Consider the following 18,125-nt stretch of genomic DNA (forward strand, 5'->3'; position numbering starts at 1 on the left):
CTCGCATAGCGTTGAGACAGGCTATTCGTTTTTAGGTTCCCTTGTAACCCGGATTTTGCTGATCATTTAATTTAGGATCTGCAGTAAGTGTCCCCAAGTCTATTGGCCATAAGATTTTATGCTTCTGACCATCAATGTTGTTCAATACGCCGACTAAGTTTAAATCTTTACGAAATAACAAAGGCTTTCCAGTGACATCCTGCATGCGTCGCAAATCGAACCATCGCTTGCCCTCGGACACAAATTCTTTCGTACGTTCATAGAAGATCGCTAATTCGTTTGCCTCAAAACTGCCATTTATAAACAAAGGCGCTTTTCCAGCATAGGCGCGGTTACGCACAGCCATGATTTCAGCAGTTGGATCCTCGCCCAATTTATTCTTAATTTCCGCCAACAATAGATAAGCTTCGGATAAGCGATAAACAGGATAATCATCGGTATAGTTACGAACACCGTCTATCAAAGTTCCCAAGAATTTTCTAAATACTACTGCAGATGTATTTCCTTTATTAAAATTCAGAAATGTTGCATTTGCCCTTGTATCAGCTTTTTCATACAATCTATAGAGATCCATTTTATACTCATAACGGATCAAACCTGTAGCCCCGGTCTGAAGAGGATCTTTTGGAATTGCCAGTCCATTATCATCTACATAACCAGTAATATCATCACTTGCTGCATAAATGAAATTACTGAAAAATGAAGTTGCTTCTCCATTTAGGTAACGAAGTACAAAGATCATCTCAGAATTACCTTTCATCGCTGGTACACTGGCAGATTTAAAGGCTTCTGCAAAATTGCTGACGAGCGTATATTTAGGAATTACTTCTTCTATCGCGGCTTTCGCGAGTTTTAATTCCGCAAGACTATTCTCTGGGGCCTTTCCATCCATATCAACTTTGGCCGACCATAAGTACACCTCTGTTTTCAACATTTTTGTTGCTGCCAAAGACCATTGTGCTTTTTGATTTTTAGTCTCATAATTTCCTGAAAACGATTTTTCCGATTTATCAACTTCCGATTTGATAAAGTCTAAGGTTTCTTTTTCCGTTTCTGTTCGCGCTTTGTATGCCTCTTCCGCTGAGGTCGGGGTATTAATTGCGGCTTGTGGTTCTGTCACCAAAGGCACCCGGCCATAGGTTCTAAACAGATAGAAATAATAAAAAGCACGCAGTCCGTAGGCTTGCCCCAAATAATAGCCCTTTTGCACATCTGTCAAATAATCAGCTTTCTCTACCTGATAAATAAAATTATTAACCTGAAAAATTGGCGCGTACAATCCAGCCCAGCCCGATATGCCAGGAGAACTTTCACGAATATCCTGTGTAATTATCCCTGCTGAGTTCAATGATGCTGTTCCTGTAAAACTGGTACCATCTCTTAAGGTTCCCCCACGCAGTTCACCCAAATTCCATAGGTTTTGCTGTTGGCCACGCAATTGAGTATGAAGCCCCAGCATGGCTCCAGCGACCTGCTCATTGCTTTTCCAGAAACTCCCACTGGCAAAGTAATCCTCGGGACTAAGGTCTAGGTCAATTTCTTTACAAGAAGAAAACAGAAAAACTACAAGACCTATATATATAAATATCTTTTTCATAATTTGGAATTAAAATGTTAATTGAAGCCCAAGTATAAATGTTTTAGGAAGAGGGTACCCACCGCCATTTTGCCCAACACTTCCACTTTCAGGGGAGAACAACGTATTTTTTGACCAATAGTGTAAGTTTTGGCCTGTCGCGGAGATGCTTAAATCTTCCATTTTTAATCGGTTAGCAATGGATTTTGGCAATCGATAAGACACATTGATCTCTCTAAATGCCAGATAATTCCCCTTATTATAAAACATACTACTTTCCCGACTGGTATTATTTTTAAATAATTGATCAGCCCAATAATAAGTCGGATATTTTGCGTTTGGATTTTCAGGTGTCCATGTATCAAATACACTTGTTGTCGTATTGAATGTTCCCTGCATCATTCCAAGAAACCAAGCTCTCGGTCCATCATAAGCAACATATCCCAATGCATAATCAAAACGGGTACTCAAACTAATATTCTTCCAGCGTAAAGCAGCCCCAAAACCGCCCGTCCATCTCGGTACTGTATTTCCCATATACACCCTATCATAAGAATTGATTATACCATCCCCATTTACATCCTTCCACATAACATCGCCTAAAGCTAATGGATAGTATAAATTCTTCTCACTGCTGGACATCGCATTATAGACATCAGGATGTACCAATGTACGCGCACCGATCAGATCCTTCAATTGCAAGGCATAGCTATCCAACTGTTCTTTTGTCCGAATGATCCCGATGGCTTCATAAGCATAAGCAACATTCGGGTCTTGTCCCTCCTGATTCCCCCCTACCCAAACGAGTTCTTTGGATTTTGGATCATAAACCTGTAAACCGCCTTGCCTGTTATTTTCAACACCATTAAATGGTAGTTTTAAGATTTTGTTTTTATTGTAGGCCGTATTCCAGTTAAAGCTCAAATCCCAGTCTTTTCTCCGTAGAATTTGATAATTCACCCCAATCTCGACTCCCTGATTCTGCATATCGCCATTGTTGGTCGTAATTGTGGTAAAACCGGCTGAAGATGGTAATGATAGGCTTGCGATCTTATCTTTAGTTGTTCGATGATAATAGGCAAGACTCAAATCAATCTTATTTAAGATTCTGGATTCAAGTCCTACTTCTTTTGTAATCAGACTTTCCCATTTGAGGTTTGGAATTGAAAGCGTAGACATTGTGTACCCCACTTGCCCATCATACTTGTTTGTGCCATATGAACCTTGAAGTGTATAAGATCCGATTCCACTGACATTACCATTTCCCCCATAACTAGCGCGTAATTTTAACGTATTTACGATTTTATCAGTCCCTAAATAATCCTTCAAGAAATCTTCATGATGTAGTGCCCAACCGATTGAAACTCCAGGAAAGGTTCCCCATCGATTATTTAGCAATGTCGAATAACCATCTCTACGTGCAGTCAATGTCAAAAGGTATTTTTCTTTATAGTCATAGTTTACGCGTCCAAAATAGGACATGATACGTTGTCGATCATGGTATGAATCGATACTTCTTTTATTGGCATCTGGACTCGTTAATCCAAGATCCATAAAGTCGTCTGTGGGAGCCCCACTTCCAGCCGCTGTAAATCCATTGTTATAAGTATCAAAAAATTCAGAACCCAACATAGCGTCGATATGATGCGAACTCGCGATTTCAGTTCTGTAATTTAAAACGGCATTATAGGTTTGATTATATATTTTATCATAGGAAGCCGAGGAATTTCTTGTGCGAACATAATTTCCTGGGCTGGCTAGATAGTCTCTATTAAAGGACTCCGAAGTAGATTGGTTGAAAAACCAGTTACCACTTACACGTAAGCTAAGGTTCTCTAAAAAATTAATTGTAAAAGCTTGGGTAAGCGTAAGCTTCTGATTTAGGTTTTTACGAATGAACTTATCGTCATTTACCACAGGATTCCCATCTTGATAATCTCGACCAACGAGTAGATCACCATTGGCGTTCGTACCACGCATTGTTGGAGGAGCCCCCAATGCCCGCGTCATATAGTTTCCTTCTCCGTTAATAGCGTCACGCCATTTTGTATACGCGAAATTCACACCTGATAATGAATGTAGCCAAGGCTTAACTTTATATTCACCATTCAATACAAAAGTTGTACGATCATAAAAAGTATTGATTGGCATCCCTTTCTCATTATATTTCCCCACGCTTCCATAATATTTACCTTTATCGTTCCCACCTTGCAATGCGATATTGTAATCTTGCGTCAAACTAGCATCACGAAGTGCGTATTTAGCATAGTCAAAATCCTTAAAAATTAATTCTTTTCCTGTTACAGGATCAATCATAGTCTGCCATCCCTGTTGCAACAATTCACGATTGGTATCATCGAGCAACATGGTACTCCACACTGCATTGCTCGTAAGATTGCCATCTAAGATATTTCCCTTATCATCCTTATATTTATTCCCCGTACCAAAGGGCCCCACACTCGTCAATTGATTCAACTGGGACGGTTGATATTGCCCCGATACCTGAACACCTTTTCTACTCCAGTTTAAGTAATCTTTGGCACTCAGGAAATCAAAAGGGTTGTTCAATTTATTGACACCAACTTTAGACGACAATGTAATATTGGAAACACCTTCTTTTCCCCTTTTTGTGGTTATCAATATTACACCGTTTGCAGCTCTAGCACCATAAATAGCTGTAGCAGAAGCATCTTTTAAGACATCTATTGATTCGATATCATTTTGATTAATGTCATTAAATCCATTTCTAATCAACCCATCAACAATGACCAATGGGGTACCACCGCCGCCATAGGTAGTTCCGCCACGAAGCACAACTGTGGGTACAGCTCCCGGTCTTCCTGAAGTTTGCTGGACCCGAATACCCGGTATTGTACCCGCCAAAGCAGAAGCTGGGTTCGAACGAACTCCAGTTTCAAGCACTTTTTTATCCAAGCTGCTAACAGACCCCGTTAAATTCGCCTTTTTCATTTTTCCATATCCAACCACCACAACTTCATCCATTTGCTCAACCTTGGACTCGAGTTTGATATCCAATTGATTTAATTGTCCAACTTTTACTTCATATGGTCTATACCCCGTAGACGTGATGACTAAAATAGTATTGGGATTGGTACTGATTGAGAAAGTCCCATCAGCATTTGTCTGCAAAGATTGGTTGGATCCTTTGACTTTTACAGTCACGTTGCCGAGCAACTCCCCTGTCTTTGCATCGGTAATTTTTCCCCGCACCGCATGGTCTTGTGCCTGGGCTAAAAGCAAATTGCCCATCAAAACAGACAGCGTGAGAAGGGTTCGTAATTTTAGGTTTGAATACATATTGGTTTGTATTAAGTATTACATATATACAAATATATAAATTACTAAATGTAAAAAACAAATTTAAATCAAATTATGTATAACATATTAATCACTTTTATTAATTATCTTTGTCTTAATGCGCCTAATGCGCGATATGTAATATATATGGAACCGAATTCTTCGCTGATAGAACATCTTAATACAATTGATACCTCTTCACTAGTAGACCGTGCTGAAAAAGAAATCATCAATCTTTTTGTCAACCAAGGCTTAAAGGTTGGAGATGCTTTACCTAAGGAAATTGAATTGGCCGAAACCCTTGGTGTAAGTCGTACAGTAGTTCGCGAAGCTATGTTGCGGTTACGTATGGTCGGATTGATCGAATCAAAAAAACATCGTGGGGCCGTTCTAACAAGTCCAGATCTCATAAAACCGCTACGCAAATCACTTTACCCAACCATTATGGAAAACAAGACCTTACAGGATCTTTTTGAAATGCGCATGGTGCTGGAGGTGGGTATGGCGGATATTCTTTTTGAACATATACAGGAAAAAGACATTGAGGAGCTGGAAGCGATCGTTGCCAAGGAACCTATAAATGCAGATAATACAATTTTCGACATTGAAACTGAAGTAGCCTTTCACGGTAAGCTTTATGAAATCACTGGAAATACGATTCTCAAAGATTTCCAGAACATGCTGTTACCTGTTTTTCAATATGTCCATAGCAGCGGCTTACTGACTAGTCCCAGTTCATCGAAAAGCTTTATTTCACACCGAGGCCTAGTTGATATATTGAAGGTCGGCAATGCCGAGGTTTTTCGAAATGCCATGCGCAAGCATCTTGACAATCATTATCAGCGACTCTTTTTATATAAGAAATCTATTGGATAATCTGTTTAACATGATTGATTTACAACACTATAAAAAAGCCCAATCATATGATTGGGCTTTTTCTTTAAAGCATCTCCACTTAATCCTTTTACTTGGTTATCGTACAATTTGACACTTTGTTATTCAGACAGCAACAGTACAATGATTCCATGCGGAGGAAGAATGAATTTTGTATTCTGACCAAGGTTTCCTTCATCGCGATGAAGCCATAAATCTCTGACGCGATTTTTTGGAGACAAATTCAGCGCTTTAATATCCAGTTTAAACATCGTTTCTTTGTCCGACCGATTAAGAATTGCAAATGCTTTATGCTTTGGATCTGCCAGATCTTTTTTCCAGACTTCTACCTCACCCGCTTTATGAACGACTTGTGCTTGTTTAAAAGCCTTATCCTGATTCAGAGCTATGAGCTCTTTGTTAGTCAATATAGAAAGTGTCTGTTTCGAGATTTTCCGAAGGTCGTTTCCAGCCATCAAAGGTGAATTCAACATACACCACATCGAGAAATGCGTTTTATCCTCTTCATGAGTCATTCCATTACCCACTTGAAGCATATCCATATCATTATAATGCCCCGGAGAGCTATAGGGATAAAGATTACGATTGAGATCAATAATATGCAACACTGAAGCAAAATTTGGTTGTATATCTTGCGAGATACGCCAGGAATCCACTTGTTTAATTGCCCAGTCACCCGGGAATTGCCAGCGGCAAAGATTAAAGCCTACATCTAGGCGAACAGCCTTCACTGCCGTTATTATTTTTGTATATTGTTCGCGATCATCTAGCTTCATTTCCAATCCACCACACCAATCCACTTTGATGAAATCAAAATTCCACTCTTTAAAAAATAACTGCGCGTCTTGGTCTTCATGTCCATACATCCCTACCCCGATGCCTTTTGGGTCTTTGTCCCAGATAGAACCACAGGTATTTTTTCCACCTTCCGAATACAATCCCGCTTTTAATCCCTTAGAATGAATATAATCGGATAGGGCCCGCATTCCACCGGGAAATTTTGAACGGTCTTCGTAAAGTTTTCCCGCTTGGTCACGCCCCCCGAAATACCCGTCATCCACATTGACATAACTGTATCCCGCATCGTGCAAGCCAGTCGCGACCATGGCATCTGCCTGTTCCCGAATCAACTTTTCATCAATATGGATCCGAAAGCTATTCCAGCTGCTCCAACCCATTATTGGTGGTTTTGCCTCTTGACACAACCCTTTTAGACTCCAAGCGCCTACTAAAGCCCTCAAAAGTATACCCTTAAATAACAACTTAAATCCCATAATTGTAGTATAAAAAAAGATCTGATCTATCCTTTGTTTTTATTTTAATCTGCATCAAAAATACATAGAGACAATGATATGAAAAAGTAAATTCAATCACTCAATTATTTTATGTAATACATAATAATCCTTATCTTAGTCAGCGTTATCACCATCGTGAAATTTACACTATTTTCAAATAGCATAGCTTAAAAAAGCTTGATACATTCAATTTAAACCAAAAAACACAATGAAACTCAGCATCTTTTTATTTGCCGTAATCGCAACACTTCTCTATAAAAATGCTTCTGCACAAAAAATGCCTAATATCATCATCATTATTTCCGATGATCATGCCTATCAAGCAATCGGTGCCTATGGTTCGAAATACGGGAAAACACCACAAATAGACCGCATCGCTGATCAGGGTGCACTATTTAAAAATGCCTTCGTCAACAATTCCATCTGCGGACCATCCAGAGCGACATTATTAACGGGTAAATACAGCCATAAAAATGGATTCAAAGACAATGAAACTTCTGAATTCGACTTTAGTCAGGATCTTTTTGTGAAACAGCTGCAAAACGTAGGTTACAATACCGCTTGGGTGGGTAAAATTCACTTAGGAGACAAACTGCAGGGTTTCAACTATTATGACATTCTTGTTGGGCAGGGAACCTATTTTAATCCAGATTTTATCAGCAAAGAGGGCCGCAAACGCGCTGAAGGGTATGTATCTGATATCGTAACCGAAAAAGCTATTAATTGGCTCGATACGGTAGACGCTGATAAGCCATTTTGTCTAGTCATCGGTCATAAAGCCACACACCGTACCTGGATGCCAGATCCAAAGGACTTCGGCACCTACGATACTGTAAATTTCACCTTACCCGCTACTTTCTACGACAATTACCAAAGTAGGTCGGCAGCAGCATTGCAGGAAATGTCCATTGACAAGGACATGAAAATGGGCTACGATCTCAAAATGTTCAATTCGTTCGAAGACATGATGGCCGACGGTAACTTCAAGCGGATGAACCAAGCTCAAAAGGATAGCTATATCGCCTATTACCGGCCCATTTATGAACAACTAAAGCAAGGTAATTTGACGGGCAAGCAACTTGCAGAATGGAAGTTCAGACGTTATATGATTGATTATCTCAATACTGCCCAATCTATGGACCGCAATATAGGGAAAGTACTAGATTATCTGGATCAAAAACCACTCAGTGAAAATACAATTGTAATCTATCTTTCAGACCAAGGTTTTTATATGGGTGAGCATGGTTGGTTCGACAAACGTTGGATGTATGAGGAATCTTTTCGTACCCCAATGGTCATGCGGTACCCAGCCCTATTACGCTCAAAATCAACCATAAACGCCAAAATTGTCAACGCTGATATAGCTCCCACGCTATTGGAGTTAGCTGCTATCAAAAAACCGAAAGACATGCAAGGTGAATCTTTTGTACATGTCCTGAAAAATAACAAAGAGGAACATCGAAAAGATCTTTTCTATCATTATTTTGAAAATGGAGAACATGCCGTGAGCCCCCATTTTGGTGTTCGTAATGACCGTTATAAATTGATCCGCTATTATAAACGAATTGAAAATTGGGAACTCTTTGACCTCCAAAAGGACCCCAATGAACTCCATAATGTTTACAAGGATCCTGCCTATCAAAGCGTCGTCAAACTGATGAAAAAGAAACTGATCACACAAATGCGCCAATTTGATGACAAAGAAGCAGAAGCTATTTACAAAATCAACATCGACTAATGATGCCATCAGGGTATCCGATCTATTGGATGCCCTTTTTTTATTGCTATACGTTCCTTCAAGATGTTTATTGAAATGCTGCCTATATAGTTAAGTCCAATAGGGTCATTGTAAATAGGTTGTTTTGCAGACACATAATCTTAAAAAAATTGCAATAAATAGAATCCGTAATCGATTGTCTTATAAATAAATTTTCATTTATAGTATAATTTTCATTTATTTAATGTATTATTAAAATGATTTACATAAAATCATTTTAATCACCATTATAGCCAAGATACACGTACTTAATTTTATGAGAATTTACTTGTTTTTAATTTTATTACTCACTACAAATATAGTTATAGGTCAATCGAAGGGCAAAGTTCTCGGAACTGTTTTTGCTCAAAATGCTGAACCGTTAGAAAAAGCGACTGTAACGATTCTCAATTCAAAAGACTCTTCCGTAGTTTCCTACCTCCTTACTGACACAAAAGGTAAATTTGAATTTGTTAAAATTCCCACAGGGACCGCATTAACGCTTTTTATTTCACATGTCAATGCAAATCCTTTTCGTAAGGAATTTACTATACCTAACGGAGAAAATTATGATTTCGCTCACTTAAAGCTCGACTCGAAAAGCCTCGAAGAAGTAGTCGTCAATATTGTTCCCCCCGTATGGATGAATAAAGATACGTTAGAATATAACACCAACTTCTTCAAAACTCGTCCCAACGCCAACGTAGAGGAATTGCTCAAAGAACTACCTGGTCTTCAGGTTAATATGGATGGCTCTATTTACTATCAAGGGAAAGAGGTTTCCAAAGTAAAAGTAAACGACAAGGATTTCTTTTCGAGTGACGTACGTATAGCCACACGAAATTTGGATGCTTCTCTTATCAAAACAGTACAGGTGTACCGTGATAAGGGCGAAACAAAAAAAGAGAACGAAGACGAAGATAAACTGCCGATCACGATTAACCTAAAATTTAAGAAAGATTTTCTCAAGGCCAGTTTTGGAAAACTTTATGGTAGTGCGGGTACACGCAGCAGGTATGAGGCCGGTGGTTTATTCAATACATTTAAAGACACACTACAGCTAAGTTTCCTAGGTTTCGGAAATAACATTAACCGCCAAAGTTTTGATTACAATGAATTGAACCAAGAAGCTGGACTTGGACGTGCCGAAAACTATGGATTTGATAATTTTGGAGGTAGGAACTATTCGGGTAAGGCCAACGATATTGGCTTGGGCTTTAATCTCAACAATGACTGGGGAAAGAAGACCAAGTTGAACATCATGTACATGCTGAAATATAATAAAGCCGAAAATCAAAATACCGGCAATCAAATCTCTTTATACGATCAGGAAAAACAATATTCAACATCCGATTACCAGCAACAGGAGAAATCTGTAGGACATAATCTCAAAACCCTCCTCCGACATCGTATGGATACAACAGCCTATTTTGAATTTACACCGAATTTGGGTATCAATTCAAAAAACAATTCAACCTTCGGAATGAACCGCTCCTATACGGATCTCAAAAAACTAAATGACGCAACAGGTACGGGCGGAAATAAGGAAAATACCCTGAACTATTCACATGGATTCTATATCGAAAAACAACTCAATAAAAACCACATCGTATCTTTTAGAAATACCATTTCCATCAATACAAATGAAAAAACCGACACCTCTTTTCAAAATACCTTTATATATGATACAGCTAAGCCGCGGACTAGTTTATGGTATAAAAACCGAACACAAAATAATTCCAACAACCTATATTTCAGTGCAGCCTATTATAATAAAATAATTAAAAAACTAAACTTTGACTACTACTTTACCTATGTCACTAACCGCCAAGGGCCACAGGAAAGTGTATATATCAATCGCGACAGCACTGGAGAAATGCATGCAGCTCCTTATGAAAATAGCTATCGTTACAAATACCAAGATTATATTACGGGTATTATATTTTACTGGAGACCCACCAAAGATTTTAACGTAAAGTTTGGAACAGCCTATCAAGTAAAGGTAAATCATTTTGATTTACTTAAAATCAACTCTGCCGAGAAATCATCTTTAGGCTACTGGTTGCCTAATATTAATATCCGTTATAAAGATCTAAACCTCGGCTGGTATAAAGATCTCGAGTCTCCCGAACTCTACGGAATTCAGCAACTCGTCATGGATCTAAATCCATTGTATACACGAAAGACATCCTTTATATTCAACAATATCGAAAAACAGAATGTCAGTATATCATACTATAAGTATACCTCGAAATTGCAGTTTAATGTAAATGGAAATATCAATTATGTCAATAACAGCATCGGGTCCCGTAGTTGGCGAAACAACAATACAGGACAAATGACCACGCAGATGTTTCTCGCTGGATCAAAATATAACTATAGTACCTATACTTACCTGAGATACAACCTAAAAGCCAGCAAAAATTGGTCATTCTATCTATCGCAAAACAACAGTATCTATACCTATGAAAATTATAGTTCCATCAATGATGTTGATAATAAAGGGACCAATATAGGGATCAATGCCAGCCAACAATTTTCCGCGACGTGGAAAAACCTAGTGACGATATCACCACAGTATACCTATTCTTGGAACAAGAACATAAATTCGGTAAAAGATAACCCCGACTTTATTGAATCAACTTATTCAATCCGTAAAATTGGTGCAGGATTGAATATTAATCCAATCCACGGATTTTCGCTAGAATCAACATACTCCTTAGATAACCGGGCCAGCGGATTGAGCGGCAGAAAAAACTACCATATATTAAATGCGTCAGTCTATTATACCTTTAAAAATAATTCACAGCTAAAATTGACCGGCTTTGATATATTGAATCAGAATACCCAAAATTATTGGGGCAGTCAAGGCAACGTAACATATTTTGGGAATTCACTTACATTGAAACAATATTTTATGTTGGGCTATGTCCATAAATTTAATATTATAAAAACAAAGAAATAGATCCGGTAAAGAGCTGAACCTTGCTTATAGCAACAACAAAAATGATTATTACAATCTTTCAATATTCGATATCCTACTTTTCATTTCTTCAAGTTCGGCACGCGATAAACGTTGCTTTTCCGAATAGCTATCTGTATGTTGCTCGCGCAATTTGCGTAGACCCTTTCGGCTATCCGCTTCATAATCGTTTAGGTCAAAGGTAACAGAGTCGGTCGTTAAATTCGCGATACGATAAAGCGTACGCATTGTTTTTCCATCTTTTGTATAGGAAACCTCATACACATCACCAACCTTTGGATCTTTCAGGTATTTTTCCTTCTTTTTTGCACCGTAAATTCCTGCTATAACAATAGCAGATACAAAAAGCCCAATCAGAACTAAGCCCGCAAAATATCCAAAAGGTGTTTTACGGATAGCTCCCGAAGATATGGCCTGACGTGTTTGTGGGTTGATTTCACGTTGGTAACTCAACTTCTTGCAATGATTGCAAATGGTTATGACCTCCGAACTATAGGGAAATATGGGTATCCAAAAAACATGGAAATATTTAATTTGCCTGTAGACAAAAAGGGATTGAACTGTGCCACAATAATCGCAGTTTCCGATTGCCGATTGCGATTTATTAGCTAAAACTTTTGTTCTTGTGCCAAAAATAATCATCGTGTTAACGTTTTAATTTACCATCATGGAGACACAAGAACATTGCCCTTTCTTATTCGAAAATACGAGGATTTACAATCCGTGCGTTGTCGCTTACGATTCGCACCTACCAATCAATATTCTGACAGGCAACATATTGCAAAGAAAACAAGAAGGTGTTCCGAAAAGAAAAAAAACTTGATGCCCCAGCTACTCCTCACCTATAAAAACCGCATCTTATCATTCTGACTCAAAAATTACAAAAAACAAAAAAACAAAGTATAGTTATCAGGTAGATTTTATATATTTGCATTAACATTTTTTAACACATGAAACAGCATACAGATAATATCCTTAAAAAACGAATGTCCTAAGGGGATGTTTTTACAGGTAAATTTCAAATATCTCCTATAACTCAACTCAAACAATAAACTCACTATTATAATTAGTATGGCAAAAAACAACATAAATTTTGTCGTAATGGCCGCGCTTTGTCTTAGTACTGGTGCACTATACGCACAAACCACTATAAAAGGAAAGGTAGTCGACAACAATAATAATCCTATTCAAGGGGCTACAGTTACCGAAACAAACAGTAAAAAACAGGTTCAAACAGATGTAAATGGACTATTTGAGTTCCCTTCGACCGGAAGCTCACTTAACATCAGCATTCAATATATTGGCTTTGAAACTAAGACTGTTCAAACCAATACTACAGGTTTCACCACGGTTCAACTTCTGCCAACGACTTCTCAACTAGACGAAGTTGTTGTGACGGCATTGAATATCTCGAAAGAAAAAAAGACATTGGGATATTCTATTCAGGAGCTGAAAGGAAAGGATCTTTCCGAAGCAAAAGAAAGTAATTTAGTCAATTCACTTGCTGGAAAGGTTGCAGGTGTTCAAGTCACAAATAGTCAAGGTAATATGGGGTCCTCCCGGATTATTATCCGTGGAGAAACATCAATTGCAGGAAATAATCAGCCATTATTTGTGATCGACGGAACCCCCGTTGATAATTCCCAGTTGGGTACGAGCGGTAATCGGGATTATGCCAATGCAATCTCAGACATCAACAGTGAAGATATTGAATCGATCAGTGTACTAAAGGGCCCCAATGCTGCTGCATTATATGGTTCAAGGGCCGCTGCTGGGGTAATTTTGATTACGACAAAATCTGGAAAAAAACGCAAAGGACTGGGAATAAACATCAATTCAAATAATACAATCGAACGACTCGCCGTTTTACCCGATTATCAAAATGTTTTTGGACAGGGTGCCGATGGAAAATTCAGCTATGTAGATGGCAAGGGCGGGGGTATCAATGATGGTGTGGACGAAAGCTGGGGTCCAAAGATGGACGGCAGACTGACTCCTCAGTTTTATTCCAATGGTGAAGCCGTGCCATTCGTAGCACACCCGGATAACGTCAGGAGTTTCTTTGGCACGGGAAGAACCTTAAATAATGGCATTTCAATTGCCGATGCGACTGAGAAGATTGATTACCGTTTCTCCTATAATAACAGCAATCAAACGGGGATTGTTCCCAATTCTTCTATTGAAAAAAATAATTTCAATATCAATACCCGTTATAAAATCACAGAAGATCTAACACTTACTGCTAATGCAAACTATGTGCGTACGAATTCTGGTAATTTACCTGGTGTAGGTGGTTTCCGTTCTAATGGTTACATGTTACAATTTACATGGTTTGGAAGACAAGTGGATGTTTCGCGTCTAAAAAATTATCGGGATGCTAACGGCAATCTAGTCAATTGGAACAATAGTTATTATAGCAACCCGTATTTCATTGCGGAAGAGAATACGGTTCAGCAACAACGCGACCGCATTTTTGGCAATATTGGTTTGAACTATAAAATCAATAAGTATTTGACGGCAAACTTCCGTACGGGCAACGATTATTATACAGATCGACGCAAAATTAGGATCGCATATGGCACGAATGGTACGCCCTATGGATCTTACGAAGAGGACGCATACACAGTAAATGAAAATAATACAGAGTTTACGCTGAATTATAACCGTCCCCTTTCCAATGATTTCACATTGGATATCCTAGGAGGTGGAAACATACGAAGCCAGTCCCGACAAAGGAATAACCAGAAGGCACCGCGTTTGGCAGTACCAGATGTATATACACTGGCAAACTCAAGAGATGCTTTAATTTCAACAGGTGAATATAGTCCTTTGAAAGCTTACAGCATCTTTTCTTCCGCGCAATTGGGGTATAAAAATTATGCCTTTTTGAATTTGACGGCACGTAATGATTGGTCCTCAACCCTACCTGTTGACAATCTATCTTATTTCTACCCATCAGCAAACGCAAGTATCGTACTGACAGATGCTTTCTCCATTCAAAGCAATGTACTCTCTTTTTGGAAATTACGTGGAGGATGGTCTAAAGTAGGTAAAGATACCGATCCGTTCAACTTGATCGATTCTTATCTTTTTAGCGCTCCTTACGGAAATAGTCCACAATTATCGGTCAATGACATTAAGAAAAATCCAGATTTAAAACCGGAAACAACAACCTCTACTGAATTAGGTACCGAGTTGGCATTCCTCAAAAGTCGGGTACGTTTGGATCTAAGTTTATACAATATCAATAGTATCAATCAAATCCTAAGCGTCGATGTAAGCCCTTCAACTGGTTACAAAAAACAACTAGTCAACGCCGGAAAAATCAACAATAAAGGGTTGGAAATTCAACTCGGAGTTACCCCGATAAAAAAACAGGATTTTCAATGGGACATCAATGTAAATTTTGCTACAAATAAAAGTAAAGTGGTAGAATTAGACGATGCGGGGTTGCTACAAAGCTATACGATCGGTTCTTCGGGAACGGTGCAGGTTTTGGCTGCAGTCGGAAAACCTTATGGAACTCTCTATGGAACCGGCTTTTTAAGAAATGAAGCTGGACGTATTATTGTCAATGCAGATGGGACTCCTGCTACTGACCCTGTCAACCATTATTTTGGAAAATTTACACCGAACTGGTTAGGTGGAATTACCAATCAATTCCGTTACAAAGATTTTGATCTGAGCTTTTTGATCGACATCAAACATGGTGGAAAACTGTATTCTGGCACGAATGCCACAGGTACAGGCACAGGGGTATTAGCCTCTACCCTTCCTGGAAGAGATGCTGAACATGGTGGCTTAAGCTATACCCTGAACGGTATAACATACGATGACGGTATCATTGCAGATGGTGTGAATGCAGATGGCTCAGAAAATACAAAAGTTGTTTCGGCACAACAATATTATAAAACATTATACAGAACCAATGAAGCAAATGTATTCGATGCGTCTTATGTCAAATTACGCGAAGTAAAATTAGGCTACCAATTACCTAATCGCTGGATTTCCAAAATTGGTTTTCAGGGAGCATCTTTCTCTTTAGTAGGTCGTAATTTGTGGATTATTCATAAGAATGCCCCCAATATTGATCCGGAAACAGCTTTTAATACAGGAAATGCCCAAGGTTTGGAAAGTTTGCAATTGCCCACTACGAGAAGCTTTGGTTTCAATTTGAACCTGAAGTTTTAAGAAAATGGAACAATCGAATTAAAAATAGAACAAAACTTACGGATTTATACAAATAACTGGCAATCAACATCTACAAAGCAAATAAGGCACAAGTACAGTTGATAACAGATAATTGATAAACAAATAACGATTAGAAAATGAAAATAAATAGCAAACATATAGCAGGACTTTTTCTCTTACTAGGTCTAACGACGTCCTGTAAAGACGAGTTAGCAAAAGTAAACCAAAATCAGAATGAAGCGGAAACTCCTCAGCCTGCCTACCTGCTAACCAGTACAATTAAGACGACAACAGATAGCTACTGGGGTATAAGTAACAACCTCGCGTCTAGCCTTTTATTTGTTCAACATTGGGCGAGAATACAATATACTGATCCCGACCGTTACATCTTTACAAATAATGATTTTAACGAAGGTTGGTCCACTTGGTATTCGAAAAGCATAAGTCAGTTGAAAATCATTCAAAAACTGGCGGAAAACACAGGAAATGACAACTATAAGGGGGTAGCAATCGTCCTACAGTCCTGGGTATTTTCTTTACTTACAGACGCTTATGGCGAAATACCTTACACAGAAGCCGGAAACATTGACGTCTATCTTACACCGCATTACGATACGCAAGAGAAAGTATACACAGGCTTATTAAACGATCTGAAAAGTGCTCAGGCTTTATTAAATCCGAGTGGAAAAAATATTGAAGGAGACATTATTTATAATGGTAGCATCGCGCAATGGAAGCGTTTTACAAATGCACTTCGTCTACGCATTGCTTTACGTATCGCAGATCGATTACCAAATCTCCCCAAAACAACATTACAGGAGATTGCCGCAGAGGGAAGTGGATATTTGACCTCAAATGCAGACAATGCACAGCTTATCTACCGCGACGCACCCTATCGCAATCCGGTCAGTGCATCGTTTGAAGCACGGGAGGACTATAGAGTGAGTAAGACAATTGTCGACAAACTGCGCTCACTCAACGATCCGCGTTTGGGTATTTATGCCGATACGACCACTACCTCAACGCCAGAACAATATATCGGAGTACCAAATGGTTTAACGGCAAGTGACGCTAGTAACTTGGGCTTCGCTCGCACTTCAAGACCAGGTATCTATTTTAGAGATCCACATGCTCCAGCAGTAATCTTAAGCTTTTCGGAAACACTTTTTGGTTTGTCCGAAGCAGTGAGCAGAGGATTTATCACAGGTGATGCAGCAGATTATTACCAAAAGGCAATCCGTGCTTCTTTGGAACAATACAACATTGGCAATGACCAAATCGTTAGCTACCTCAGCCAGACAGCCATTAAGTTCGATTCCAACCGCTACAAAAAATCCATTGGGGAACAAAAGTGGATTGCCTTGTACGGACAGGGCTTAGAAGCCTTTGCAGAATGGCGTCGGTTAGATTATCCGCAATTAACGCCTGCGAAGGCCGGGGCTTTAAACGGCAAAATTCCTTTGCGGTTTCTGTATCCCGGAACCGAACAATCACTCAACGGAACGAGCTATAAGGAAGCAATCGCACGTCAGGGCAGCAATACTTTACTCACTAAATTGTGGTTTGATGTAGAATAAATGTAGGTTAAAACAATTTTAAAAAAGCGGAAGAAGTTATTTTTCCGCTTTTTTCTGTAGATTTCTTATCTTCGTATAGCACTCTAAAGAATAAAATGTTATGGACGATCAAACATTAGACAGAATAGACCAACTTAGCGAGGAAGGAAACATCCAATGTGATGAAGGGAACTATCAGGCGGCGATCCGGGTGTGGACCGAAGCACTTGATCTAGTCCCTAGTCCACAACATGTTCATGCGGAAAGTCTTTGGCTCGAAGCTTCCATAGGAGATGCCTTTTTCTTACTGGACGATTTTGACAATGCCCTTTCCCATTTTGAAAAAGCAAAACAGAACATTATCGAAAATGCCTACGAAAACCCTTTTATCATGCTACGCTTAGGACAGTGCTATTTGGAAGACAACAATAGCGAGTCTGCCCAGGAATATCTTCTTCGCGCCTATATGATGGAAGGAAGAGACATTTTCGAAGATGAATCGCCTAAGTATCTTAAATTTTTAGATGACAATATCGATTTGGATTGATCATAATCC

General features: G+C 38.9%; 10 protein-coding genes. 6 read left to right on the top strand and 4 right to left on the bottom strand.

Annotated features, from left to right (window positions below):
* Nucleotides 1-31 precede the first annotated feature (31 nt).
* A complete protein-coding gene (locus B2X72_RS26155) occupies nucleotides 32-1,597 on the bottom strand; it encodes a RagB/SusD family nutrient uptake outer membrane protein (RefSeq protein ID WP_088160384.1) in 1,566 nt (521 codons plus the stop codon).
* Nucleotides 1,598-1,606: 9 nt separating this feature from the next.
* Entirely contained in the window at nucleotides 1,607-4,894 is a 3,288-nt protein-coding gene (locus B2X72_RS26160; protein ID WP_088160383.1) for a SusC/RagA family TonB-linked outer membrane protein, read from the bottom strand.
* A gap of 75 nt (nucleotides 4,895-4,969) precedes the next feature.
* Between B2X72_RS26160 and B2X72_RS26165 the strand changes: the two genes are divergently transcribed.
* On the top strand, nucleotides 4,970-5,770 hold the full coding sequence (locus B2X72_RS26165; protein ID WP_244294475.1) for a FadR/GntR family transcriptional regulator: 801 nt from the start codon (nucleotides 4,970-4,972) through the stop codon (nucleotides 5,768-5,770).
* Between the two features lie 119 nt (nucleotides 5,771-5,889).
* On the opposite strand, the gene B2X72_RS26170 is transcribed toward B2X72_RS26165, so the two are convergent.
* A complete protein-coding gene (locus tag B2X72_RS26170) occupies nucleotides 5,890-6,966 on the bottom strand; it encodes a glycoside hydrolase family 27 protein (protein WP_232475685.1) in 1,077 nt (358 codons plus the stop codon).
* A 325-nt stretch (nucleotides 6,967-7,291) separates the two neighbouring features.
* On the opposite strand from B2X72_RS26170, the gene B2X72_RS26175 reads away from it, so the two are divergent.
* Entirely contained in the window at nucleotides 7,292-8,821 is a 1,530-nt protein-coding gene (locus tag B2X72_RS26175) for a sulfatase family protein (RefSeq protein ID WP_286852129.1), read from the top strand.
* A 295-nt stretch (nucleotides 8,822-9,116) separates the two neighbouring features.
* Nucleotides 9,117-11,804, top strand: a complete 2,688-nt coding sequence (locus B2X72_RS26180; protein ID WP_088160380.1) for a carboxypeptidase-like regulatory domain-containing protein — start codon at nucleotides 9,117-9,119, stop codon at nucleotides 11,802-11,804.
* A 48-nt stretch (nucleotides 11,805-11,852) separates the two neighbouring features.
* Here the strand turns inward: B2X72_RS26180 and B2X72_RS26185 are convergent, their stop codons facing one another.
* Nucleotides 11,853-12,464: a zinc-ribbon domain-containing protein gene (locus B2X72_RS26185; RefSeq protein WP_088160379.1), complete on the bottom strand. Its 612-nt coding sequence runs from the start codon at nucleotides 12,462-12,464 to the stop codon at nucleotides 11,853-11,855.
* A gap of 429 nt (nucleotides 12,465-12,893) precedes the next feature.
* On the opposite strand from B2X72_RS26185, the gene B2X72_RS26190 reads away from it, so the two are divergent.
* From B2X72_RS26190 to B2X72_RS26200, 3 genes are all read left to right on the top strand, one after another.
* Nucleotides 12,894-16,013 carry a SusC/RagA family TonB-linked outer membrane protein gene (locus B2X72_RS26190; RefSeq protein WP_286852131.1) on the top strand — a complete coding sequence of 1,040 codons (3,120 nt, stop codon included), beginning with the start codon at nucleotides 12,894-12,896 and terminating at the stop codon, nucleotides 16,011-16,013.
* Nucleotides 16,014-16,150: 137 nt separating this feature from the next.
* Nucleotides 16,151-17,590: a SusD/RagB family nutrient-binding outer membrane lipoprotein gene (locus B2X72_RS26195; protein ID WP_286852133.1), complete on the top strand. Its 1,440-nt coding sequence runs from the start codon at nucleotides 16,151-16,153 to the stop codon at nucleotides 17,588-17,590.
* A gap of 100 nt (nucleotides 17,591-17,690) precedes the next feature.
* Entirely contained in the window at nucleotides 17,691-18,116 is a 426-nt protein-coding gene (locus B2X72_RS26200; protein WP_120335308.1) for a tetratricopeptide repeat protein, read from the top strand.
* Nucleotides 18,117-18,125 lie beyond the last annotated feature (9 nt).

Origin of the sequence: Sphingobacterium sp. UBA7253 (assembly GCF_002472745.1) — a bacterium.
GTDB lineage: Bacteria > Bacteroidota > Bacteroidia > Sphingobacteriales > Sphingobacteriaceae > Sphingobacterium > Sphingobacterium siyangense.

Excerpts from the sequence above, each read along its gene's own strand:
- B2X72_RS26155 (WP_088160384.1), bottom strand. The coding sequence starts at position 1,597 with ATGAAAAAGATATTTATATATATAGGTCTTGTAGTTTTTCTGTTTTCT.
- B2X72_RS26160 (WP_088160383.1), bottom strand. The coding sequence starts at position 4,894 with ATGTATTCAAACCTAAAATTACGAACCCTTCTCACGCTGTCTGTTTTG.
- B2X72_RS26165 (WP_244294475.1), top strand. The coding sequence starts at position 4,970 with ATGTATAACATATTAATCACTTTTATTAATTATCTTTGTCTTAATGCG.
- B2X72_RS26170 (WP_232475685.1), bottom strand. The coding sequence starts at position 6,966 with ATGGGTTGGAGCAGCTGGAATAGCTTTCGGATCCATATTGATGAAAAG.
- B2X72_RS26175 (WP_286852129.1), top strand. The coding sequence starts at position 7,292 with ATGAAACTCAGCATCTTTTTATTTGCCGTAATCGCAACACTTCTCTAT.
- B2X72_RS26180 (WP_088160380.1), top strand. The coding sequence starts at position 9,117 with ATGAGAATTTACTTGTTTTTAATTTTATTACTCACTACAAATATAGTT.
- B2X72_RS26185 (WP_088160379.1), bottom strand. The coding sequence starts at position 12,464 with ATGATTATTTTTGGCACAAGAACAAAAGTTTTAGCTAATAAATCGCAA.
- B2X72_RS26190 (WP_286852131.1), top strand. The coding sequence starts at position 12,894 with ATGGCAAAAAACAACATAAATTTTGTCGTAATGGCCGCGCTTTGTCTT.
- B2X72_RS26195 (WP_286852133.1), top strand. The coding sequence starts at position 16,151 with ATGAAAATAAATAGCAAACATATAGCAGGACTTTTTCTCTTACTAGGT.
- B2X72_RS26200 (WP_120335308.1), top strand. The coding sequence starts at position 17,691 with ATGGACGATCAAACATTAGACAGAATAGACCAACTTAGCGAGGAAGGA.